Consider the following 22,459-nt stretch of genomic DNA (forward strand, 5'->3'; position numbering starts at 1 on the left):
GGGGCGGAGGCGCCCCCCACGGACGTCACCCCGCGAACCGCAGCCCCACGGACGTCACCCCGCGCGTCTCACTCCGGACGTCACTCCGCGCGCCTCACTCCGGGCGCACCACGCCCAGGATCTCCATCGAGCCCGCGCCCGTGATCGTCACGTTCCGCCCGGGGCGCGGCGCGTGCACGATCGCGCCGTTGCCCACGTACATCCCGATGTGGCTGGCGTCCTTGTAGTAGACGATCAGGTCGCCGGGCCGCATGTCCTTGATCTCCACGTGCGGCAGCAGCCGCCACTGCTCCTGCGAGGTGCGCGGGATCGCGCGGCCGGCCGCCGCCCAGGACGACTGGGTCAGGCCGGAGCAGTCGTACGAGGCGGGGCCCTCGGCCCCCCACACGTACGGCTTGCCGATCTGCGCCGTCGCGAACTCCACCGCGCGCTTGCCCGCCGGGGTGGCCTTCTCGCTCAGCCCCTTGAGGACACCGGAGTTGATCCAGGCGGTCTGCGCCTTGTACTGCTCCTGCTCCTCCAGGCGCAGCAGGCGGGCCCGCTCCTCGGCGGCGAGCTGCGACTCCAGTTTCTTCGCCGCGTCGATCTTGTCGTTGATCTCCTTCTTGGCCTGCGCCTGCTTGACCCGGTTGGCCTCCAGCTTCTTCCAGTTGAGGCTGGCGTCCTTCGCGTACTCGGTCAGCTGGGCCTGGGTGCTCGTCATTTCGGCGAGCAGGTCCCGGGTGGCCTTCTGGCCCTCCTGGATGCGGCCGGCGTTGTCGAGGAAGAGCTGCGGGTCGTTGGTGAGGACGAACTGGGCGCCGTCCGGCAGGCCGCCGTTGCGGTACTGCGCGCGGGCCGCGGCGCCCGCGCGCGCCTTGAGGTCGTCGATCTTCTCCTGGCCGGCCACGATCATCCGGGCCAGTTTCACGATCTCGGCGGACTGCTCCTCGGTCCTCTCCTCGGCCAGGTTGTAGGCGTCGGTGGCGGAGGCGGCCTGGCGGTAGAGGCCGTCGATCTCCTTGCGGACCTCTTCGAGGGTCTTCTTCGGCTGCGCCGGGGGCCCGGGCGGGAGCGGGGCGGCGGCGGCCTGGAGCGTGAGCGCGGGTGAGGCAAGCACCGTCAGGGCGCAGACCACGGTGAGCGTGGCGATGGCGTGGCGGCGTCGGTTCACTGGCTCCCCCTCAGGACACCGAATCTGTACCTGAATCTGAATCTGCCCGAATCTGATTTACCGTCAGTAACTTACTGGTGACCTTGGCGATAGTGCCATGCGAAACCCGAAAGCAACAGGGGAAAGCCGGGCCTGTCGGGTCACTTCCCCCCACGGTGGACGTACGCGGCGCCGGACGCGTTCCACAGCCCGGGGAAATTCAGGGGGAGTTCACCATCGCCCCGGACACGAGGGGGGGTTCTCACGTACGGGGCGCCAGCGCGTCCCACCGCACGCTCACCTCGCCCTGCCGCCAGCGCCGCGGGCCGTCCGTGAGCGGCCAGTCCGCCGCCAGGTCGCGTACGGCATGGATCCAGCGCTGCCGGGCGCCGAGGGAGGCGAACGGCGCGGCGGCCGCCCAGGCGCGGTCGAAGTCGCGGAGGAAGGCGTGCACGGGCTCGCCGGGCACGTTGCGGTGGATGAGCGCCTTGGGGAGCCGTTCGGCGAGGTCGGAGGGGCGGTCGAGGGAGCCGAGCCGGGTCGCGAAGGTCACGGTGCGCGGGCCCGAGCGGTCGAGCGCGACCCAGACATGCCGCCGCCCGATCTCGTCGCAGGTGCCCTCGACGAGCAGACCGTCCGGCGCGAGCCGCCCGCACAGGCGCTCCCAGACGGCGGCGACCTGCTCCTCGTCGTACTGGCGGAGCACGTTCGCGGCCCGGATCAGCGAGACCTCGCCGGGCACCGGCACCTCGAAGCCGCCGTGCCGGAAGGTCAGCCCCTCGCGCTCGTACGGCTGCGCCGCCGCGACCCGGGCGGGCTCGATCTCGATCCCGACGACCCGTACACGCGGATCGGCCGTCCGCAGCCGCCCCAGCAGCTCCACCGCGGTCCACGGCGCGGCCCCGTACCCCAGATCCACCGCGACCGGCGCCCCCTCGGACCGCCGCATCGCCGGCCCGTGCACCGCCGCGATCCACCGGTCCTGCCGCCGCAGCCGATTCGGATTCGTGGTCCCGCGCGTCACCGTCCCGACGGGTCGGACGACGGCGTTACTGGTGGTGCGGCGGGCCATGCCACGAGCGTAAGGGCTACGCGCCCCGGTCCCGGACCGCCCCTAGGGGGCCCGACCGCGCCAACGGCCCCCAGGGCGGATTCAGGCCTCCCGGCGTAATGAATTGGCAAAGCGCTCCCGCCGGCGGAAATGAATCCGGTCATTCCGGTGTTCTCCAGGCCGGTGGGTGTGACGCACCCTCGCTCTGCCATGCCCGACAGCGGAAGGAGCCCGACGTGAGCCAGTACGTGTCCCGGTTCGCCGGCGGCCTGGTGGCGCCGTCGCGGCTCCGGCTTCCCGGCCGGCACCGCACCCCGCGCCGTGTGGCCATGCTCAGCGTGCACACCTCGCCGCTGCACCAGCCGGGTACCGGCGACGCGGGGGGCATGAACGTCTACATCGTGGAGCTGGCCAAGCGGCTCGCCGCGATCAACGTCGAGGTGGAGATCTTCACCCGCGCCACCACCGGCGGCCTCGCGCCGCTCGTCGAGCTCGCGCCCGGCGTGCTCGTACGGCATGTGGACGCGGGCCCGTACGAGGGGCTGGCCAAGGAAGAGCTGCCGGCCCAGCTGTGTGCCTTCACGCACGGCGTGATGCAGGCCTGGGCGGGCCACCGGCACGGCCACTACGACCTCGTGCACTCCCACTACTGGCTCTCCGGCCACGTCGGCTGGCTCGCCGCCGAGCGCTGGGGCGTCCCGCTCGTCCACACCATGCACACCATGGCCAAGGTCAAGAACGCGGCGCTGGCCGACGGCGACACCCCCGAGCCCGCCGCCCGCGTCATCGGCGAGACCCAGATCGTCGAGGCCGCCGACCGACTGATCGCCAACACCGCCGAGGAGGCCGACGAGCTCTCCCGCTTCTACGACGCGGATCCGGCCAAGATCGCCGTCGTCCACCCCGGGGTCAACCTCGACCACTTCCGCCCCGCCGACGGCCGCGCCGCCGCGCGGGCCCGGCTCGGCCTGCCGCAGGACGCCTTCATCCCCGCGTTCGCCGGCCGCATCCAGCCGCTCAAGGCCCCCGACATACTCCTGCGCGCCGCCGCGATCCTCATCGACCGCGACCCCTCCCTCCGCTCCCGCATGGTCGTGCCCGTGGTCGGCGGTCCCAGCGGCAGCGGCCTCGCCAAGCCCGAGGGCCTGCAGAAGCTCGCCGCCAGGCTCGGCATCGCCGACGTCGTGCGCTTCCACCCGCCGGTCGGCCAGGACCGGCTCGCCGACTGGTTCCGCGCCGCGAGCGTCCTCGTCGTGCCCTCGTACAGCGAGTCCTTCGGCCTCGTTGCCATCGAGGCGCAGGCGGCCGGCACCCCGGTCGTCGCGGCCTCGGTCGGCGGTCTGCCCGTGGCCGTACGGGACGAGGTGACCGGTTTCCTCGTGCAGGGCCACGACCCGGCCGACTACGCCCGTGCCCTGGAGCGGTTCGTGGCCGAACCGCGCCTCTCGGACCGGATGGGCGCGGCCGCGGCGCGGCACGCCGGCTCCTTCGGCTGGGACACCGCCGCCTCGGCGACCGCGGACGTGTACACCGCCGCCATGCACGACCACCGTTCGCGCCACGAGCACGGGCTGCGTGAGCTGCGCGAGATGCGCGAGCACCGGCGTCGCGTACGCTCCCACCATGGCTGACGCAGCGGAGGCAGGGACCGGGGCGGTAGGGCCCGGGGCGGTGGGGACCGGGGACGTCCGGCGGATCGTCGAGGACACCCTCAAGGACGCGGAACTGGAGTGGGAGTCCACCGAACCGGGCTCCTACGTGGTCAAACTGCCGGGCACGCGCAAGCTGTTCACCACCCTCTCGCTGCGCGTGGGCCGCCACTCCCTCTCGCTCAACGCCTTCGTCGTCCGGCACCCCGACGAGAACGAGGCCGGCGTCCACCGCTGGCTGCTCGAACGCAACCTCAAGCTGTACGGCGTGAGTTACGCGATCGACCCGCTCGGCGACATCTACCTGGCCGGCAAGCTCCCGCTCGCCGCCGTCACCCCCGAGGAGCTGGACCGGCTCCTCGGGTCCGTCCTGGAGGCGGCGGACGGCGACTTCAACACGCTGCTCGAACTGGGCTTCGCGACGGCGATCCGCCGGGAGTACGCGTGGCGGGTGTCGCGCGGGGAGTCGACCCGTAACCTCGACGCGTTCAGGAACCTGACCCGGAAGCCGACCGGCTGACCTCGCTGACCTCACTGCCCCCGCTGACCCCCGCCTTGACGTCCTCCGAGGCGGCGGGCTCCTCGGTCACGGGAAGCGCCTCCTCCGCCTCCTCCTTCTCCGCCTCCGCCTCGGCGAGGGCGGTCCGCAGCCGGGTCTGGTAGCCGAGGGCGGCGACGGCGCCGATCACGGCGCAGGAGATCCACAGGACGTCGGGCCCGGGCCCGTCCACGATCGAGCCGGCCAGGATCGGGGCGACGAAACCGGCCACGGCCCAGGACATGCCCATGACGCCCTGGTAGCGGCCGCGGGCGTGCTCGGGTGCGAGCCGGGCGGTGGCGGCGGCGTTCGTCGGGACGTGGACCATCTCGCCGATCGTCCAGACGACGACGGTCGCGCCGAAGGCGAGGGAGCTGCCCGCCAGGGCGGTGGCGCCGGTGCCGAGGGCGAAGAGGAGGGAGGAGACGGTCAGGAGGAGGACCGGCGAGCGCTTGTCGGTGATCCGGTTGACGAGCAGCTGGAAGGCGACGATCACGATGCCGTTGACGGCGATGACCGCGCCGTACGCGGAGGGCTTCAGGCCCTCGCCCGCCATGGTGAGCGGCAGGCCGATCCAGGGCGCGGTGAAGACCAGGCAGACGAGCAGGTTGAGGGTCACCAGGGTGCGGAAGGGCGCGTCGCGCAGCACGGTGAGGATGCTGACCTTCGCCTCGGCCACGTCCTCGCCGGTGGTCCCGGTGGTCCCGGCGGTCGCCGCTCCCGGTTCGGGGCGGGTCTCGGGGAGGCGGAGGAAGACGATCAGGGCGCAGAGCGCGGTCGCGGTGGCGTCGACGAGGAAGAGGGCGCGGTAGCCGAGGACGATCGCGGCGCCGCCGCCGATGGCGGCGATGGCGAAGCCGAGGTTGAGCGCCCAGTAGTTGAGGGCGTAGGCGCGGCGCACGTCGTGGGCCGGGACCATGTCGGCGATGGCCGCGTTGATGGACGGCCGGACGCCCTGCATGGCGATGCCCATGAGCAGGACGACGAGGGCGACGCTCCAGGCGCTGGTGACGAGCGAGAGGAGCACGGCGCAGGCGGCGGCCGAGAGGTGCATCGTGACCATGGTGGGGCGGCGGCCCCAGCGGTCGGTGAGCATGCCGCCGAGCGGGGAGCCGGCGACGCCGCCGAGGCCGTGGAGGGCGACGACGAGTCCGGCGAACCAGGCGGAGTAGCCGAGCTCCTGGGTGAGGTAGAGGGAGAGGAAGGTCAGGACGAAGGCGCCGGTCCGGTTGACGAGGGTCGACAGCCAGAGCCACCAGAACCCGCCGGAGAGTCCCGAGACGGTGGCGCGTGCTGATCGTCTGAGCGAGTCGATGGACATGTGTGGTCCGGCCCCCTGGTGCGTAAGTCCCGCTGGCAGTCCTCGTAACTTACGAATCTCATACGCCGGACGCCAGTGAATTGACGGTGCACGTCAATCGGCGGCCGTCGTCTAGGCTCGGACACATGGCCGACGCACCGTACAAGCTGATCCTCCTCCGCCACGGCGAGAGCGAATGGAACGCGAAGAACCTGTTCACCGGCTGGGTGGACGTCAACCTCACCGAGAAGGGCGAGAAGGAGGCGGTCCGCGGCGGTGAGCTGCTGAAGGACGCCGGCCTGCTGCCCGACGTGCTGCACACCTCGCTGCAGAAGCGCGCCATCCGCACGGCGCAGCTGGCCCTCGAGGCCGCCGACCGCCACTGGATCCCGGTCCACCGCTCGTGGCGCCTGAACGAGCGCCACTACGGCGCGCTCCAGGGCAAGGACAAGGCGCAGACCCTCGCCGAGTTCGGCGAGGAGCAGTTCATGCTGTGGCGCCGCTCGTACGACACCCCGCCGCCGGAGCTCGCCGACGACAACGAGTTCTCGCAGGCGAACGACGCCCGCTACGCCTCGATCCCGCCGGAGCTCCGCCCGCGGACCGAGTGCCTGAAGGACGTCGTCCAGCGGATGCTCCCGTACTGGTACGACGGCATCGTCCCGGACCTCCTCGCCGGCCGCACGGTCCTGATCGCCGCCCACGGCAACAGCCTGCGCGCCCTGGTGAAGCACCTCGACGGCATCTCGGACGCCGACATCGCGGGCCTCAACATCCCCACGGGCATCCCGCTCGCCTACGAGCTCGACGCCGACTTCAAGCCCCTGAAGCCCGGCGGCACCTACCTGGACCCGGAGGCCGCGGCGGCGGCCATCGAGGCCGTGAAGAACCAGGGCAAGAAGAAGTATGAATAGTGATCATGCCCCTGACCTGCGCTCACGGCGCGGATCAGGGGCATTTTCTCTCTCTGGGCCCACGCTGGGCCCTCAGCCTAGTGAGTCGCCCGGCCTCAGGGCCCTGCCGAGTGCCTGCCGTGCGCGGTCCCGGCTGCTCGGCATCAGGTGGGCGTACACCTTCAGCGTGAGTCCCGGGTCCGAGTGCCCCAGGTACTCGCTGACGGCCTTGATGCTCTCCCCGGAGTCCAGCAGCACCGAGGCGTAGAAGTGCCTCAGCGCGTGCATGCCGTGCTCTCGCGCGGCGGTGTGCTCCCGGCTCTTCGCCGCGGGGATGACGCCCACCTTGGCCAGTGCGGGCTTCCAGTGGTCCTCGTTCAGCGACGTGCGCCAGACGTGCCCGCCCAGCGGGCCGGTGAAGAGCAGCCGCTTGGTCACGGGCGCCCCGCCGGCGCGCATCCAGGGCAGCGTGATCTCCACCGGCGGGAAGACCTTCATGTGGGCCTTGAGCGCGTCCGCCACGGGCTCGGGCAGGGGTACGTCCCGCAGCTTGCCGCCCTTCGGCGGGGCGAACACCGGCTGACTCAGACTCAGCTTGAGCTGCTGCACGACGTGCAATGTGGCGTTGTCGAAGTCCAGCTCTTCGACCGACAGCCCCAGGATCTCGCCCTGCCGGAGACCGCATCCGGCGCCTACATCCACCATGGGCTGGAACCGGTCGACCAGGGCGCCGCGCATCGCGAAGACCCGTTCCGGCAGCCAGGGGACCACCCGCCGTGCCCCCATCTCCGGGAGCGTCACCGTGCGCGAGTTACAGGGGTTTCGAGGCAGGCACCCGTCCTCGACGGCCGCGCTCAGGATGGCGCGCACGTTGGAGAAGATGACGCGGGCGTACGAGCCGGACATCCCGGAAGCTTCGAGTTGCGTCACGAACTCGCGGATGTGGCTCGGCTGGAACGAGCCCAGCGGGCGCGCGCCGATGCGCGGGAAGGCGTGCAGCTTGAGCTGAGACTTCATCGACGCCTTGGTGTTCGGGTCGCCGCTCTGGGTCGCCAGCCATCCCTCCGCGAACTCCTGGAAGGTCGTCCGGGCCGCGTTCGGGTCGATGTACTGGCCCCGGGCCACGTCCGCGCTGATGCTGCTGAGCCACTGCTCGGCGAGGCGCTTCTGCCCGTCGGCAAAGCTCTTGGACTTCCGCTTGCCGTCGGGCGCGAAGTAGCGGGCCCGGTAACGCAGACCGCTGCCGTGGCGGGCGGTCTTGGTGCGGACGGTCTTGCCGTTGGCGTCGGTCTCGGTCTTGAACCAACGGTCTTGGATGCTGCCGGCCATGTGGGCTGGGTCCTCTCAGGTGGGTGGTGTGCCTGCCCTCAGGGAGGGAGGCAAGGGGGTGCCGTGGAAGCGGCTGTGGAGGGGATTTCCGGGCGGTTGGGAGGGCGCCTCCCTGCCTCCCTGGAGGGGCGTTGGCCCTGGTCAGAGGGAGGGAGGCGGGTCAGGGAGGCGGTCAGGGAGTTCTCCCTGCCTCCCTGCTGTCTCCCTCGCTCCGGGGAGGCGAGGGCAGGGGCTCGAAAGGTGCTGTGGAGGGGGATTCGGGGTAGTGCTGCGGGCCGCCTCCCCGGCTCCCCGAACGGGCGTTTTCGCTGGTCGTTGTGGGGGAGTCGGCCCGGGGAGGTGGTTGGGGAGTTCTCCCCGCCTCCCCGGTGCTTCCCCGTGCCTGCCCCGGTGGCGTCACGGCCGTGACGCGGCCCCCTTTACCCGCCTTACCTCCCAGGTCAGTGGCCCTTACCGGCCCCTCTACCGGGGTAAAGGGCTCCCTCTACCCGAGCGGCCCCGGCAGGGGATGTGACGGGAGGCGTGACGCTGTGACGGGTAGCGGGAGGGGGCTTTACCTCCCGGTCGGCCGGCGGGTCACGCGGCGGTGTCGTTGGCTTCCTGGTGCTGGACCCAGGTGCGGACGGCGGCGGGGTCGTAGCGGACGTGGCGGCCAACGCGGAAGCCGGGCGGGCCGGTGCGCTGCTTGCGCCAGCGGTAGACGGTCTCGATGGGGACGGTGAACATCGCGGCGATGTCCTCGGGGGTGAGGTAGCGGTCCGGGAGTCCGGCGCGCAGGGTCTCAAGCGGCTTGCTGGCCATGGGATTCGGTGACTCCTCGTGTCCAGTGGGCGGAGGATGGGAGTGGTGCCGGTGGCCGTCCTAGAGAGTTGGTGCATTTCAGCGTCCGTAGCGTCCCAGCGTCCGCACCGACCCGTTATCCCAGGTCAGAGATGGTGAGGGTTGCGGATGCTGGAGCGGACGCTGCGGGCGCTGGACGGCTGTAGCGTCCGCAGGGTCTTGCCGTGTCCGGGCCGGTGGTGTGCGGCCCGGTCCGGCGGTGTCAGTGCTGGTCAGAGGGCCTGTGGCTCTGTCCGATCGGGGGCACGTCGGGCCACAGCCCGGGCGCAGAGTCGTTGGACGCTGACTCGTCGGGGAGAGCGGAACGGGTCAGCACGAGGAGCTTGTGGCGGTGCCGGTCCCGGCTACGTTGCGTGTCGTCCACGGTGATGCCGACGGTGCGCAGGAGCGGGGCGATCCGCTTGACCTTCCCGCCGGCGCGGGTGGCGTCCTTGGGCCAGGACGGCGGGCGCATGCCGCCGGGGGGCTGGACCTGTTCGAGGAGTTGGGCGGCGGTGCCGGTCCAGGTGCCGCACTGGTCGACCAGGGCGACGACGGCGGAGCCGAACGGGTCGCCTTCGAGCGCGTCTCCGGCGACGTTCGCGGACGCGGCCAGGTAGTCGTCCAGGGTGTGCCAGTCCATGACCTGGTCGACGGCCGCGAGCACGCGGGAGAAGTCGGCCATGCGCGGCATGGAGTCGAGCTTCACGTTCGGCAGCACTGCCAGGACGGTGGCCAAGAGGTCGAAGAGCGAGCCGAGGACGGCCGGTCGTACGGTCTCGAACGCGGTCGCCAACTCCTCCTCGGTGCGGCGCCGCTCGGGGTCGATCAACTGGAGCTCCAGCATCAGCAGTCGCTCGGCCAGGTCACCGGCCAGCGCCCCGGCGTCGATCGTGGTCATGGTCAGCACGCGGCGGAAGGTGAGGACCACGACGTCGTCGTCCGTGTACAGGGCCCGGTCCACGATCGCGTCACCGGTGACGGCCTTGCACAGGGTGTCCGACAGCCAACCGGGGATCGCGGAGATGTTGTCCAGGCACAGTGCCCACGAGCTGAACGCCTGCGTGGCCCACGCCTTCACATCGCGGGGTGCGGAGCGCTTCGCCGCGGGGGTCGGGTCGACCAGGTTCACGGCCATCTGCGCGGTCGCGGACTTCCCCGTCCCCTGCTCGCCCTTGAACGTCAGCACCGGGTGGGGGATGTTCGGCATCCACGCGGCGATCAGCCACGCCACGAGCTGCCGGAACGCGGACTCGTCCATGTTCAGCAGGCTGTGGAGCATGGACAGGCCGTCGCCCTCCAACACGGGGGCGGGCATGGGGGCCATGGCGCCGGAGCGCCGGAACAGCAGCGGGGAGCGGTCGACCAGGTGCCAGCCGCCGGCCGACACGGTCACGGCGCGGCCGTCGGCGGTGCCGAGGTCGACCACGATCGTGCCGAGGTCGTCCTGACCGACCCGCAGGTGGACGGGTACGGGGTCGTCGTCCTCGGCGATACCCTCCAGGACGGTCATGGCGTCCGCGAGCGCGGACTGGGACGCCACGTCCCCCTCGTACGTCTCTGCGTACAGCCTGGCGAGCCTCTGGCGCACCCCGGAGCGGCCACGCAGCGGGAGAGCGATGTTCGGGCCGTCGACCGCCACCGCGTAAGGGCGGCCGTCGGCCGAGACTACGAACCGGTACCGCTCACGGGCGAGCTGCACGAGCCGGACGGCGGCCGAGGGCTTCTTGCCCCCATCCTCGGAGGGCGGGTTGCTGACCGCCTTCCGCCCCTTGTTCACGGTCGCCCGATCGGTGTTCACGGTCGACTGGTTGGTGTTCACCGGGGCCGGTCCGGTCGACTGGTCGGGGTGGATCGGTCGGGCGGTGCCGTTCACCGGCTGGCTGGTCGTGTTCACGCGCTCACCCCTCGATCGGTCGACTGTTCACAGCTGTTCATCCGGGGCGATCGGCGGGGGTGGGCGAGTCGACCGACCCGCACCCGACGCTGAACCGGTTTGGTGGGTTTTGTCTGGTCAGGGGTAGACCGTTGCCCGACCGATCGGGCGTGAACGATCCGGGCGAGCATCAGCCAGTCGACCTGGTCGGGGCCGAGTCGGATCGGCTCGATCGGGGTCGACTGGTCGGCGTCCGTGAACACCGGACCGGTCGGGCCGGGGGTCGACTGAACACCGGTGTGCGCGGGGTCGGTCGACCAGACCAGCAGGAGCGCGATCGACAGGAACAGTCGGTCTGCCTTGGCCCGGTTGCACGGCTCGCAGGCGAGCACGAGCGCGTTCGCGGACCAAGTCCGGTAGAGCGAGATCGGCACGACGTGGTCCATCGTGGCGTCGCACAGTTGGCGGAAGCGGCGCCGGCAGTAGGTGCACCGCCAGCCGTCGCGGGCCGCGAGCTGTGCCTTGCGACTACGACGGCGGGCAGCGTTCATCTGGGGACGGGCGTGCAGGCTCACGCGGCGACCGCCAGGCGGGAGACATCCATCGTGACGCGGTAGCCCTGGACGCCGTTGGACTCGATCAGACCCTCGCGCCGCAGGATCGCCCACGCGTCGTCCACGGTCGACGTGGAGACCCCGTAGCGGGCCTTCAGCTCGATCCGCCGGGGCAGACGCTCCCCGGGCTGCATCCGGGCCACCTCGTAGCGCAGCGTCTCGGCCAGCCGCGACGCCTTCGACTCCTTGCGGCGAACCCCGCTCTTGCGCGGGGCGGAGGGCTTCTTGCCCGTGGACGGCCGCAGCACGCTCACGCATCGTGCGGCGCCCGCAGCCTTGTCCCAGGTCACGCCCAGACGCTTGGCGATCTCGTGGACGTTCAGGCCCTGTGCCTTCAGCAGCAGGATCCGCCGGGAGTCCGCGTCCAGCCGCAGCAGCGCCTCGCGCTTGACGTCGCTCAGCTCGGCCAGGGCCGCGCGCTCCCACTCGTCCAGGTCCCCCTGCAGCGCGGCCGGGCCGCACAGGCTGGGGTTGTCGAGCTTGAGCAGCAGGACGGCGGCGTCGACCAGGCGGGCCGCGGTCGCGTCGCTGCACTCCAGATGCTCCGCCATCAGCGACGGGTGCAACCCGTCCAGCTTCAGCAGCAGCGCCTCGCGCTCCGCCTCGGGCAGCCCCGCCACCATGTCAGCCAGGTAGCCGGGCAGCTCCATCAGCGCGCACCCACTGGGCATGAGCGGGCAGTAGATGTTGCAGGTCACCGGGTCCGTCCAGTCGACGACCCGCTCGGTGTTGCGGGACACGTGGAAGTACCTGCCGATCTCCTGCTTCACCCGGAAGAACAGCAGGCCACGAGCCGCTTCAACGTCGGTCGCCTCATCGCCGAGTACGTCCTTGGCGATGGTCCGGGCGATGCCGAGCCACACGTTCTGGGTGATGTCCTCCGCCAGCGCCCAGGCGCCGCCCATGACCCGCCCGTCCGACCGCAGCCGCGAGAACGCGTACCGTCGCACCGAGTCCGAGTGCGCCTCGTACAGCTCCGCCAGCCGCGCGGACTGCGCCGGCGTCAGCGGGATGTCCTCCCCCTGCTTCAGCCGCCGCCCACACGGGCCGTTCCCCTGCCGTGCTGCCGTGCTCGTCTCGTTTCCGTGCATCATGGAAGTACCCCTTCAAGGGTCGGGGAGCGGCGATCTGCTTGGCGGTAGGGAGCCGCTCCCTGCGAGAGCCCTGGTCTTCTGACCAGGGCTTTCTTTCGACCAGCGCTCGGGTGCAGCGCTGATGTGGCCCCCGATCGGTTCGATCGGCGGGCACATCCCTAAGGTTCCCTAGGGCACCCTAGGGTGTCAAGCGGTACGCTAGGGAACGCATCCAATGACGCAAGGGAGTTGACGTGGTGTCGGATCAGGCCGGCCATCGGGCGCCGTACGCACGAATCGCCGCGCACTACGAGGAACTGATCACGTCCGGCAAGCTTCAGCCGGGCGAGCTTCTGCCCAGCATCAAGACCCTCTCCCAGGAGTGGAGCGTCAGCACGGCGACGGCCGAGAAGGCGCTCCGGAAGCTCCGCACCGACGGGCTCGTCCGGGGAATCCACGGCATCGGCACCGAGGTGATCGACCGCCCTGCCCCCATGTCCTCCGGCGCACAGCGACAGGACCGGGGGCGCCGCAGCGGGTCGAGCTGGGGAGCGGGCGAACGGTCCGACTCCCACCAAGCGGCGGTGGTCTCGGCGCCGGCCGACGTGGCTCAGGTGCTGGACATCGCTGCGGGGGCGGACGTGATCCGGCGGCGCCGCGTCTACCGTGACCGGCATGGCATCGTCGCGCACTCCACGTCGTGGATCCCGGTGCAGTACGGGAAGCTCGTCCCCCAGCTGGCGGAGAGCGCGCGCCTGTCCGGCGGAACGTCCCTCCAGCTCATCGCGCAGGCCACGGGGCGGCCGATCACTCGCCGGATCGACACGGCTTCAGCGCGACTCCTGACGCCTGCGGACGCGGAGCTCTTGGAGCTGGACCCCGCGAATCCGCCCGTAGAGCCGGTGGTCGTCATGACGGCGAAGTTCGTCGACAGCGGGGACCACGTCGTGGAGTACGGCGTGGACCTGGGCGGCCCCGGTCGTACCTGGCTCACGGAATCCGAGGTCGCCCAGTGACGGCGGACTCGGCCCGGGCGCCGTTTTGCGTGTTGATGGTCGGCCTCCCGGGCTCGGGGAAGACGACGCTGTCCCGTGCGCTCACCGCCCGCGGCTTCGTTCGGCTGTGCCCGGATGAGGTGATGTTCCACCGGCACGGCGTGTACGGGGTCGACTTCCCCCGGGGCACGTTTCCCGCCCTGGAGCGGCCGATCCTGGAAGAGACCGCCGTGGAGCTCCGCGAACAGCTCCAAGCGGGGCACGACGTGGTAGTGGATCACGGGTTCTGGACGCCCGAAGAGCGCGCCCGATGGCTCGGGATCGCGGCGGCCGCCGGCGGCCGCCCGCTGCTCGTCTACCTGGAGGCGAGTCACGAGGAACTGTGGTCGCGCGTGAGCCAGAGGAACGCAAAGCATGAAGCGGACCCGAACTCGATCTACTTCTCGGAGAGCGACTTGGTGCGCTACCGGACCCGGTTCGTCCCTCCTCGGCCGGACGAGCCTCACGTCGCCTACGGCGGTGATCCCGATTCGGTGCTGAAGGTGCTCGAAGCGGCAGGGCTTCAGACGCCGGAGCGCGAGAAGCCGGGATCCCTGTCCTAGCGGGCGGAGTGAGACCTTGCCAACCCCGGGATCGTCGCGATTCCGGGGGTTCTCTGTGTGCCCTGCTAGACGCTAGAAGGCTGGTCGCGGGCCCTTTTGGTTGCTAGCGGTCCGGCTAGACCTAGCAGTGAGGGGTGCTAGGTCTAGCAGGGCTGCGGAGGAGGGAAGTTGGGTGGTGACAGGCCCTGTGTAGGCCCGTCGCCATCACGGTGGGTAGTGGAGTTTCTGGTTTCCCGGTTTCCGACGGGCCTCCTACGCGTGCGCGCGCGAGCGGCGAAACTTCCCTCACGGAGGGTCGCCACGGGCCCCGAGAGGCCCGAACAACTCTTGGGGGGTCTCAACCCCTTTGTGAGGGGGTCCAGGCTGCCTGCGGGGCGCAGACGGCCTCAGTCGCTCGAACGGCCCGCGTGCGGGGCTAGTTGGTCTCCTCGGCGTGCTTCTTGGTGCGGTCGATGATCCGTGGGATGTCAGGCCGCTGTCGGCGCGCAGCAGGAAGGGATAGAAGGATGCCCTTCGGGCGCGTCCTTTGGCAGCTCGCTCCGCGAGCGCTGCGCAGCCCGCCGCCGGGGCGCGGGCGGCCGGCGCAGTGCGGCTTGTCGCTTGTCTTGTCGTCCAGGGGCAGGAAACGGTGCCAGAGGGGGTCAGCAGGGCCGTTGACCAGCGGCGCGACAAGCGACAAGACAAGTGGCAACGCCCCATCCTCGGCGGTCGGGGGTGCCCGAAGCAGTGGCCGCGTACGGACAAGAGGAGCACCCGGGCGCGGCGCAGCGTGCTCCTCTTGTCTGTGTGCTGTCCCGTGACGTGGGAGGTCCAGCGTCCGGCGCCCGTATCCCTCTAAGAGCGCTCTGACCTGGGGTGATTCTCTTAGAGGGGGGAGATCTCGCGGACGCTGCGGACGCTGGCGGACGCTACACATTTTGTTTAGCGTCCGCACGGAAAGCACAGGTCAGGAGCGGTGCGGGAAAGGCGGCGGACGCTGCGGACGCTGTTTTCCCTCAACTCTCTAGGACGAGAGGAGGGGGCTTTTCAGAAGCGGGGGCGGCCGAGGGTGCGCACCGCCGTCACCCGCCTCTCTGAAAAGCCCTCCCGGAGCTCCGTCCAGCGGCAGGCGCCAGGGCGCTCAGCCCGTCCCCGGGCGCGGCTCCGGCGGTCAGGGAAGAGACCACGCCGCGCGGGCGGCCGGTGGTCTCTTCTGCTCGGACACGACGTGCGGTGGCCGCACTCCGACGGTTCCCGGGACGGTGGTTGGCGCCCGAGAGTCGTCCGCCCGAAGGGCGGTCCTTCTCGCTCTTCCCCGACGACCGGCGATAGCGGTCCGCCGGCCGGTCCCAACTCCACGCCTCACGCCCGGATTCGGGGTGGTGGCCAGGGGGCCGCTATCCGCTAACGTGCTGCTCGCGGCCCGTTGAGCCGCTAGCGGGGGCGCTAACGTTAGCGGGCCGTACTGCTAGCGTCAGCGGCTCCCTCGGGCCCCAAGCTGGGCCCTCTCTGGGCCCTCCGAGGACGACCGGCGACGACCACCAGCGACCAACAACGACCGCTCGACCGCAGGTCACTTGGGGTGCGCACCCCTCTTACCAGGGGCGGAAAACGGGCCCGCCAGACCCAGGGCAAGAAGAAGTAGCCCCTGTTCTTCCCCGGGCTTCCCCGGGCTTCCCCGGTCTTCCCCGGGCTGACGTACGAAAGAGCCCCCGACCTGCCGTTCTCCGGCGGGCCGGGGGCTTTTTCGTGTGTGCGCATTCGTCCCATACAGGAGGGGGGTCCCGTCGGGAGAGTGGGTGCTGCCGTCGCATCACCGGGGCGGCGTTCTCGGCAGGAAAGGGATCTCCTCATGAAGAAGAAGACGACGGCCGTGCTGGCCCTCGCCGGTGCCGTCGCGACCTCGCTGATGGCGCTCGCCCCGACCGCCTCGGCGGCCGACGGCTGCCAGCGGGACTGGCTGACCACCGGTCACGGCGGCACGTACTCCGTCATCCAGAAGTCCGGCAGCGGCTGCCACGACGTCCAGGTCACCCAGGCCTGGGCCTCCGGCGGCGCCTCCGGTGACGCCTACCGCGCCCAGTACGTCAACGCCTCCGGCTACTGGACCTGGGCCTCGCGCCCGTACGTCTGGATCTCGAACGGCACCTACCCGGTGAACCAGTACATCCTCATCTCCGACCTCACCACCGGCCGCTGGTTCGGTGTCTCGGCGCAGAACACCTACGGCAGCGCCGTGGAAGTCGCCCACTGACCCTCCCCGTCGCAGCTCGCGCTCACCGCGTGCCCGGCCGCCGTTCCTCATGGCGGCCGGGCGCCACGCCCCATGGAGGTACGGGGACGATGCCCCGCCGCACCACCGCTCCGGTCCCCGTCGCCCTGGCCGCCCTCGCCGCCCTCGCGGGGCTGACCGCCTGCTCCGCCGAACCGGCGCCGCCGGCCGCCCCCGCGGCCCCGCAGCACCGCCCCGCCGCCGTCCCCGTCACCACCGCCCTGCCCGCCGACGTCGCGGACATGGTGCTGCCCACGACCGGCGAGCAGACCCGCTGGACGCAGGGCCTCGACGCCTTCGGACGGCTGGCCGCCGACACCGCCGTACGCGCGTGCCTCGCCGAGACCCGGACGCCCGCGCCGCCCCACGAACCCCCGGCCTTCGTCCGCTTCTCCGAGATCCCCGACCTGCCCTTCATCGGCCGCAACGGCTTCAACGGCGTCATCGTCCCCGGCTCCGCCGACCCCGCGCCGGACCGCCCCGCCGCCGGCGCCGGACAGCAGCAGGTCCAGAACCGCTGCATGGACACCGGACGGACCGTGGACCAGAGCCTGCGCACGCTGTACGTGAAGCTCCAGGGCCAGTGGTTCCAGGAGGAGGCCGGGCTGCGCCGGCACCCTCAGGTCGTCGCCGCGCTCCGCGGCTTCGGCCCCTGCCTGGCCGCGCACAAGGTCGAGGCGGCGGACGAGAACGCCTTCTTCGCGCTCGTCGACCGGCGCCTCCAGGACGGCGACACCGCCGGCGAGCACGCCCTGGCCGGGACGTACGCCACCTGCATGAAGCCGGTCGAGGACGTGCGCGGCGAACTGCGCAGGGCGCTCGGGGAACGCTTCCGCGCCGCCCACCGCCAGGAGATCGCCGCGCTCGGCACCGCGCTCCCCGCCAGGATCCGCGACCTGGAACGCCGCTACTCCGTCCGGATCTCGTTCCCGGCGCTCTGACGGGCGCTCCGCCCAGGCGCTCTGACGGACATTCCGGCCGGCCGGCGGAGTGACCCGGGGCCGTGACGGAAATGTCCCGGCTGTGCCACAGTGCGTGGCCGGATCTCGCGCCTCTGGCCGGTGCGTTGCTACGTTCCGGAGCGGGATGCGGCTTCGGATGGCCGCCGTCGAAAAAGGGGGAGTCCCGGGATGAACATCAAGCGCTTCAGATCCGCCGGTATCGCTGTCGCCGGAGTGGTGCTCGCCGTCGCGCTCACGGGGTGTCAGAAGGACAACGCCGCGGCGCCCGCGCCGGCCGCCCCGGCGGCGACGACGGCCACGCCCGCTGCCGATCCCACGCCGGAGCCGTCCGCGGACTCCTCCACCCCGCCGGTGGTGAAGCCCGCGGTCAAGCCCTCGCCCAAGCCCTCGCCCAAGTCCACGCAGAAGGGCACCAAGAAGGGTTCGTCGACGGGCGGCTCGTCGACCGGCGGCTCGTCCACCGGCGCCTCCGGCTGCGTGACGAGCGCGCCGACCCCGGAGCAGTACGACCCCGACGAGTTCGCCCTCTACCGCACCGAGGAGCTTCCAGCAAGCACCGGCAAGGTCAACCTCATCCTCCAGCACGGGGCCTGGGGCTGCGGCACTCCGGACAGTGACGGCGCGCCGTTCGTCGTCAGCGGCGAGGACAGCCGCTGGGCGCTCGACCAGGCGGCCTACGTCACCGCCACCAACCCCATCGTCACGAGCACCGAGAACCAGCGGATCGGCGTCCAGGAGCTCATCGACTGGGTGAACGCGCACCCGGACTCCGGCCTGGTGTTCCGCTACGAGGTCGGCGACGACGGCGCGATCCACCGCCTGGACCAGGTCTTCATGCCGTAGGCGGGCCTTCACCCCCGTCCGCCCGCGTCAGCTCCAGGCCCATCAGCACCTCGTCCCGTACGTCCTCCGGGGCCGGTCCCAGGCGCAGGGCCTGGGGCCAGCGGCCGGTCTCGGTCCAGCCGAGAGCGGCGTAGAAGGTCTCCAGGCCCACGCCGCCGCGGGCGGCGAGGCGGAGGTGGGTGAGGGAGAGCTCGTCGCGGGCGACGCGCTGGAGTTCGCGCATCAGGGCCTTTCCCAGGCCGTGGCCGCGGAAGTCGGGGTGGGTCTGGAGGTGGTGGACCGTGCCCCAGTGCCCGATCAACGGGCTCGGGTCGTGCCCGAGCACCACCCAGCCGGCGAGCCGCGCCCCGACCGTCGCGGTGATCAACTGGTGCCCGTCCGGCGCGAGACGGGCGATCAGCGCGTCCGCGACCGGCGCGACGTCCGTCTCCGTGACTGGCGGGAACGGGAAACCGGCCGCGCCGCCCGCGTTGCTCACCGCGATCCAGCACCCGATCAGCCGCCGGCGCAGCTCGGGCGACACCTCCCCGGGCGCGGACGCCCGGGCGAGAACGGTACGGCGGCGCGGTGCGCGGAGTTCAGGCATGCGCCCCATCCTGGCCCGCCGCCCGCCGCCCGCCGCCCGCCGCCCGCCGCCCGCCGCCCGCCGCCCGCACGGCGCAAGGGGTTAATGGAAGGCGGCGGGCACCGAAGATCATCTACCGTCCGCCGCATGACCACCCCGCCACCCTCCGCACCGCGCCTCGAGCCGGTCACCCCCGCCACCCTCGACGCCGCCCTCGGCCTGCGGGTCCACCCCCACCAGCAGGACGACGTCGCGCCCGTCGTCCGCTCGCTCGCCGAGGCCTACGCGTACGGGGAGACCGCCTGGCCGCGGCTCATCTTCGACGGGGACGAGGTGGTCGGCTTCCTGATGGCCTTCGTCGACATCCAGTGGAACGCCGAGCAGGAGCCTGCCGACCGGCGCAGCGGTCTGTGGCGGCTGAACATCGGCGCCGAGCACCAGGGCAAGGGGTACGGGCGCTTCGCCGTCGGCGCCGTACGTGAGGAGCTGCGGCGGCGCGGGGCGAGGCAGCTGTACGTGACCTGGCACCGCGGTGAGCACGGGCCCGGCGACTTCTACCGGCGCCTCGGCTTCCGCGAGACCGGCGAACAGTCCGGTGACCAGGCCGTCGGCGTACTCGACCTCGTATAGCGCGCGGGGTCCGTCAACCGGCGGACCCCGCGCCCGAGCCCTGCCCCTACGACGAGCAGCCCCCGCACTGGCACGGTCCGCCCGACTGGCAGCCGCAGCCGCAGCCGGAGCCGCAGCCGCAGGCGCCGAGGACGGGCAGGAACTCGGCGCCGCGCGGGGCCGGCGGGTCCTGCGGAAGGTCGGTGATCGGAGCGGTGTCGGCCATGGGTTCCCTCCCTGAGAGGCGTACCTCGCCTCCCCCCTCAGTGCATGCCCACCGCCCAGGGCGCATCAACAGCGCACTGTTGTGCGACCACCGGCCCCGTCGCGCCGTGCGCGCCCCGCGCGCCTTACGCGCCCTCGACCGGCGCGTCCGTCGGCTGGAGCTCGTCCGCGTGCTCGCCCGTCACCAGGTAGACCACGCGCTTGGCCACCGACACCGCGTGGTCGGCGAAACGCTCGTAGTAGCGGCCGAGCAGCGTCACGTCCACGGCCGTCTCGATGCCGTGCCGCCAGCGGTCGTCCATCAGGTGCTGGAAGAGCGTGCGGTGCAGCAGGTCCATCTCGTCGTCGTCCTGCTCCAGCTGCATCGCCAGGTCGACGTCCTTGGTGATGATCACCTCGGCCGCCTTCGCCATCAGGCGCTGCGCCAGCTGACCCATCTCGAGGATCGTCGCGTGCAGGTCGTTCGGCACGGCACGGTCCGGGAAACGCAGCCGGGTCAGCTTGGCCACGTGCTGGGCCAGGTCGCCCGAGCGCTCCAGGTCGGCGCTCATCCGCAGCGAGGTCACCACGATCCGCAGGTCCGTCGCCACCGGCTGCTGCCGGGCGAGCAGGGCTATCGCGCGCGCCTCCAGGTCGTGCTGGAGGTCGTCGACCTTCTGGTCCGCGGCGATGACACTCTCCGCGAGCTTCAGGTCGGCGTCCAGCATGGCCGTCGTGGCGCGCCCGATCGCGGACCCGACCAGGCGGGCCATCTCGACCAGGCCCTCGCCGATCGAGTCAAGTTCCTCGTGGTACGCGTCGCGCATCGATGTCCCTCTCTCCATGCCTGTCTGTCTCCAGGCCTGTCTCTACGTGGTGCTCCCACGCTGTGGTGCCCCCACGCTCCCACGGTCGGGCCCCTACGCGTCCGGCTTCGGCCCCTCGCGTGAACCACCTCCGTCGCCCAGGTGAACTCTGGGCAACACACCCCGCAGAACCGATCAGGACAAATGAACCCGGCCCGTCTCCTCGGTGAACTCTGAGCGACGACTGTTCGAGCAGCCACTCGGACGGCTGGGAGAGTGTCGTCCGGCCCGCATAACCTGGATGGCATGGACGTGAACGCGGCGGTCGCCGCATTGGCCGCGATCGCCGGCGTGTGCACCGGCGTGATCGCCATGCTGGCATTCCGCTGGAGCGAGCGCGACCAGGCGCGACCCACCCGTACCTCCCTGCACACCGACGCCGTGCTCCCGCCCGGCGTCGACACCGTGCTGTCCGTGCTGCGCTCCTCCGCGGTCGTCCTCGACGAGAGCGACTCCGTGGTCAAGGCCAGCTCGGCGGCGTACGCGCTCGGCCTGGTCCGCGGCGGGAAGCTGGCCGTGGAGCCCATGCTCAACATGGCCCGCGACACCCGCCGCGACGGGGAGATACGTCAGGTCGAGCTCGACCTGCCACGACGCGGCACCGGACGCGGCGAGGCCCTCGCCGTCTCCGCCCGGGTCGCCCCGCTGGGCTCCCGGCTCGTGCTCCTGCTCGTCGAGGACCTGACGGAGGCGCGGCGCATCGAAGCGGTGCGGCGCGACTTCGTCGCCAACGTGAGCCACGAGCTGAAGACCCCGACCGGTGCGCTCTCCCTGCTCTCCGAGGCCGTCATGGACGCCTCGGACGACCCCGAGGCGGTCACCCGCTTCGCGGGCCGGATGCAGATCGAGGCCACCCGCCTCACCAACCTCGTCCAGGAGCTCATCGACCTCTCCCGGGTGCAGAACGACGACCCGCTGGAGGACTCCGAGCCGGTGCGGGTGGACGAGCTGGTCGCCGAGGCGATCGACCGTTCGCGCCACACCGCGTCCACCAAGCAGATCACCATGGCCTCCGGTGGTACGGCCGACCTGTTCGTCTGGGGCAGCCGCGGCCAGCTCGCCGCCGCCCTCGGCAACCTCGTCGAGAACGCCGTCAACTACTCGCCGGCCCGCACCCGCGTGGGCATCGCCGCCCGCCGGGTCGCGGCCCCCGGCGGTGACCTGATCGAGATAGCGGTGACCGACCAGGGCATCGGCATCTCCGAGAAGGACCGCGAGCGCATCTTCGAACGCTTCTACCGGGTCGACCCGGCCCGCTCCCGTGCCACCGGTGGTACGGGGCTCGGCCTGGCCATCGTCAAGCACGTGGCCGCCTCGCACGGTGGCGAAGTCACCGTGTGGAGCACCGAGGGCCAGGGCTCGACCTTCACCCTGCGGCTCCCCGAGGCGGGCGCCGCGCGGAACCGCCGCTCCGACCAGGACGGGCCCGACGCCGATGCCGACGCCGACGGTGGCGCGGACGGTGGCGCCGGGTTCGGCTCCGGCCACGGTGCCGCCTCCACCTTCCCCACCCCCGATCTCATGACCGAACCACTCCCCGCCCCGGAGGTCCTTCCGTGACCCGTGTGCTTGTCGTCGAGGATGAGGAATCCTTCAGCGACGCCCTGTCGTACATGCTCCGCAAGGAGGGCTTCGAGGTCGCCGTCGCGGCGACCGGGCCCGACGGCCTCGACGAGTTCGAGCGCAACGGAGCGGATCTCGTCCTCCTCGACCTGATGCTGCCGGGTCTGCCCGGTACGGAGGTCTGCCGCCAGCTGCGCAGCCGCTCCAACGTCCCGGTCATCATGGTGACCGCGAAGGACAGCGAGATCGACAAGGTCGTCGGCCTGGAAATAGGAGCCGACGACTACGTGACGAAGCCCTTCTCCTCGCGGGAGCTGGTCGCCCGCATCCGCGCGGTGCTGCGCCGCCGCGGCGAGCCGGAGGAGGTCACCCCCGCCGCCCTGGAGGCCGGCCCGGTCCGCATGGACGTCGACCGCCACGTGGTCACCGTCGCGGGCGGCAAGGTCGACCTGCCGCTGAAGGAGTTCGACCTCCTGGAGATGCTGCTCCGCAACGCGGGCCGCGTCCTCACCCGTATGCAGCTCATCGACCGCGTCTGGGGCGCGGACTACGTCGGCGACACGAAGACCCTCGACGTCCACGTGAAGCGCCTCCGGGCGAAGATCGAACCCGACCCGGGTGCGCCGCGGTACCTGGTGACGGTGCGAGGCCTGGGATACAAGTTCGAGCCGTAGGCCGAACCGGCCCCGTAGCCACCCGTCGTCATACGTAAGGGGCGCCCCCTC

General features: G+C 71.5%; 22 protein-coding genes. 11 read left to right on the forward strand and 11 right to left on the reverse strand.

Annotated elements, in window-relative coordinates; all coding sequences use genetic code 11:
- Positions 1-94 precede the first annotated feature (94 nt).
- Together AB0C73_RS00370 and AB0C73_RS00375 are read right to left on the reverse strand one after the other, a co-directional pair.
- Positions 95-1,153, reverse strand: coding sequence for an NlpC/P60 family protein (locus tag AB0C73_RS00370; protein WP_362522943.1), 1,059 nt, complete (start codon positions 1,151-1,153; stop codon positions 95-97).
- Between the two features lie 241 nt (positions 1,154-1,394).
- Positions 1,395-2,204 (reverse strand): class I SAM-dependent methyltransferase, encoded by an 810-nt coding sequence (locus tag AB0C73_RS00375; protein ID WP_362522945.1) that lies wholly within the window; start codon positions 2,202-2,204, stop codon positions 1,395-1,397.
- A gap of 215 nt (positions 2,205-2,419) precedes the next feature.
- On the opposite strand from AB0C73_RS00375, the gene mshA reads away from it, so the two are divergent.
- Both mshA and AB0C73_RS00385 read left to right on the forward strand, forming a co-directional pair.
- Positions 2,420-3,814 (forward strand): D-inositol-3-phosphate glycosyltransferase, encoded by a 1,395-nt coding sequence (gene mshA, locus AB0C73_RS00380; protein WP_362522947.1) that lies wholly within the window; start codon positions 2,420-2,422, stop codon positions 3,812-3,814.
- Positions 3,807-4,352 carry a YbjN domain-containing protein gene (locus tag AB0C73_RS00385; protein ID WP_362522949.1) on the forward strand — a complete coding sequence of 182 codons (546 nt, stop codon included), beginning with the start codon at positions 3,807-3,809 and terminating at the stop codon, positions 4,350-4,352. Before mshA ends, AB0C73_RS00385 begins: the two co-directional genes overlap by 8 nt.
- On the opposite strand, the gene AB0C73_RS00390 is transcribed toward AB0C73_RS00385, so the two are convergent.
- Positions 4,321-5,691 (reverse strand): MFS transporter, encoded by a 1,371-nt coding sequence (locus tag AB0C73_RS00390; RefSeq protein ID WP_362522951.1) that lies wholly within the window; start codon positions 5,689-5,691, stop codon positions 4,321-4,323. The two genes, AB0C73_RS00385 and AB0C73_RS00390, sit on opposite strands and share 32 nt — an antisense overlap.
- A 125-nt stretch (positions 5,692-5,816) precedes the next feature.
- On the opposite strand from AB0C73_RS00390, the gene AB0C73_RS00395 reads away from it, so the two are divergent.
- Entirely contained in the window at positions 5,817-6,584 is a 768-nt protein-coding gene (locus AB0C73_RS00395; protein WP_362522952.1) for a phosphoglyceromutase, read from the forward strand.
- A 72-nt stretch (positions 6,585-6,656) separates the two neighbouring features.
- On the opposite strand, the gene AB0C73_RS00400 is transcribed toward AB0C73_RS00395, so the two are convergent.
- The 5 genes from AB0C73_RS00400 to AB0C73_RS00420 all read right to left on the reverse strand — a co-directional run bounded on the left by AB0C73_RS00400 (position 6,657) and on the right by AB0C73_RS00420 (position 12,295).
- Positions 6,657-7,892, reverse strand: a complete 1,236-nt coding sequence (locus tag AB0C73_RS00400) for a tyrosine-type recombinase/integrase (RefSeq protein WP_362522954.1) — start codon at positions 7,890-7,892, stop codon at positions 6,657-6,659.
- Between the two features lie 576 nt (positions 7,893-8,468).
- Positions 8,469-8,693 carry a helix-turn-helix domain-containing protein gene (locus AB0C73_RS00405; protein WP_362522956.1) on the reverse strand — a complete coding sequence of 75 codons (225 nt, stop codon included), beginning with the start codon at positions 8,691-8,693 and terminating at the stop codon, positions 8,469-8,471.
- Between the two features lie 241 nt (positions 8,694-8,934).
- Positions 8,935-10,608, reverse strand: a complete 1,674-nt coding sequence (locus AB0C73_RS00410) for an ATP-binding protein (RefSeq protein WP_362522958.1) — start codon at positions 10,606-10,608, stop codon at positions 8,935-8,937.
- The gene (locus AB0C73_RS00415; protein ID WP_362522960.1) at positions 10,605-11,162 is read right to left on the reverse strand and encodes an HNH endonuclease signature motif containing protein; all 558 of its coding nucleotides are present in this window, start codon (positions 11,160-11,162) and stop codon (positions 10,605-10,607) included. The genes AB0C73_RS00410 and AB0C73_RS00415 overlap by 4 nt, the downstream gene beginning before the upstream one ends.
- On the reverse strand, positions 11,159-12,295 hold the full coding sequence (locus AB0C73_RS00420) for a GntR family transcriptional regulator (RefSeq protein ID WP_362522962.1): 1,137 nt from the start codon (positions 12,293-12,295) through the stop codon (positions 11,159-11,161). The genes AB0C73_RS00415 and AB0C73_RS00420 overlap by 4 nt, the downstream gene beginning before the upstream one ends.
- Before the next feature lie 236 nt (positions 12,296-12,531).
- On the opposite strand from AB0C73_RS00420, the gene AB0C73_RS00425 reads away from it, so the two are divergent.
- The 5 genes from AB0C73_RS00425 (at position 12,532) to AB0C73_RS00445 (ending at position 17,927) form a co-directional block, all read left to right on the forward strand.
- Positions 12,532-13,290: a GntR family transcriptional regulator gene (locus tag AB0C73_RS00425; RefSeq protein ID WP_362523831.1), complete on the forward strand. Its 759-nt coding sequence runs from the start codon at positions 12,532-12,534 to the stop codon at positions 13,288-13,290.
- A complete protein-coding gene (locus AB0C73_RS00430) occupies positions 13,287-13,871 on the forward strand; it encodes an ATP-binding protein (RefSeq protein ID WP_362522964.1) in 585 nt (194 codons plus the stop codon). The genes AB0C73_RS00425 and AB0C73_RS00430 overlap by 4 nt, the downstream gene beginning before the upstream one ends.
- A 1,831-nt stretch (positions 13,872-15,702) precedes the next feature.
- Complete coding sequence (locus tag AB0C73_RS00435; RefSeq protein ID WP_362522966.1) at positions 15,703-16,104, forward strand: hypothetical protein; 402 nt, start codon at positions 15,703-15,705, stop codon at positions 16,102-16,104.
- An 89-nt stretch (positions 16,105-16,193) separates the two neighbouring features.
- Complete coding sequence (locus AB0C73_RS00440; RefSeq protein WP_362522968.1) at positions 16,194-17,063, forward strand: hypothetical protein; 870 nt, start codon at positions 16,194-16,196, stop codon at positions 17,061-17,063.
- A 189-nt stretch (positions 17,064-17,252) separates the two neighbouring features.
- On the forward strand, positions 17,253-17,927 hold the full coding sequence (locus AB0C73_RS00445) for a hypothetical protein (protein ID WP_362522970.1): 675 nt from the start codon (positions 17,253-17,255) through the stop codon (positions 17,925-17,927).
- Here the strand turns inward: AB0C73_RS00445 and AB0C73_RS00450 are convergent.
- Entirely contained in the window at positions 17,917-18,513 is a 597-nt protein-coding gene (locus AB0C73_RS00450; protein WP_362522972.1) for a GNAT family N-acetyltransferase, read from the reverse strand. The two genes, AB0C73_RS00445 and AB0C73_RS00450, sit on opposite strands and share 11 nt — an antisense overlap.
- A 126-nt stretch (positions 18,514-18,639) precedes the next feature.
- Here AB0C73_RS00450 and AB0C73_RS00455 point away from each other — a divergent pair, with 126 nt between their 5' ends.
- Positions 18,640-19,122 (forward strand): GNAT family N-acetyltransferase, encoded by a 483-nt coding sequence (locus tag AB0C73_RS00455; RefSeq protein ID WP_362522974.1) that lies wholly within the window; start codon positions 18,640-18,642, stop codon positions 19,120-19,122.
- A gap of 46 nt (positions 19,123-19,168) precedes the next feature.
- Here the strand turns inward: AB0C73_RS00455 and AB0C73_RS00460 are convergent, their stop codons facing one another.
- Both AB0C73_RS00460 and phoU read right to left on the reverse strand, forming a co-directional pair.
- Entirely contained in the window at positions 19,169-19,327 is a 159-nt protein-coding gene (locus AB0C73_RS00460; protein WP_362522976.1) for a hypothetical protein, read from the reverse strand.
- 124 nt (positions 19,328-19,451) lie between these two features.
- Positions 19,452-20,132 (reverse strand): phosphate signaling complex protein PhoU, encoded by a 681-nt coding sequence (gene phoU, locus AB0C73_RS00465; protein WP_362523833.1) that lies wholly within the window; start codon positions 20,130-20,132, stop codon positions 19,452-19,454.
- A gap of 285 nt (positions 20,133-20,417) precedes the next feature.
- On the opposite strand from phoU, the gene AB0C73_RS00470 reads away from it, so the two are divergent.
- Positions 20,418-21,731 carry an ATP-binding protein gene (locus AB0C73_RS00470; protein ID WP_362522978.1) on the forward strand — a complete coding sequence of 438 codons (1,314 nt, stop codon included), beginning with the start codon at positions 20,418-20,420 and terminating at the stop codon, positions 21,729-21,731.
- Positions 21,728-22,408, forward strand: coding sequence for a response regulator transcription factor (locus AB0C73_RS00475; RefSeq protein ID WP_362522980.1), 681 nt, complete (start codon positions 21,728-21,730; stop codon positions 22,406-22,408). Before AB0C73_RS00470 ends, AB0C73_RS00475 begins: the two co-directional genes overlap by 4 nt.
- Positions 22,409-22,459: the final 51 nt, after the last annotated feature.

Origin of the sequence: Streptomyces sp. NPDC048623 (assembly GCF_040650755.1) — a bacterium.
Lineage (GTDB): Bacteria > Actinomycetota > Actinomycetes > Streptomycetales > Streptomycetaceae > Streptomyces.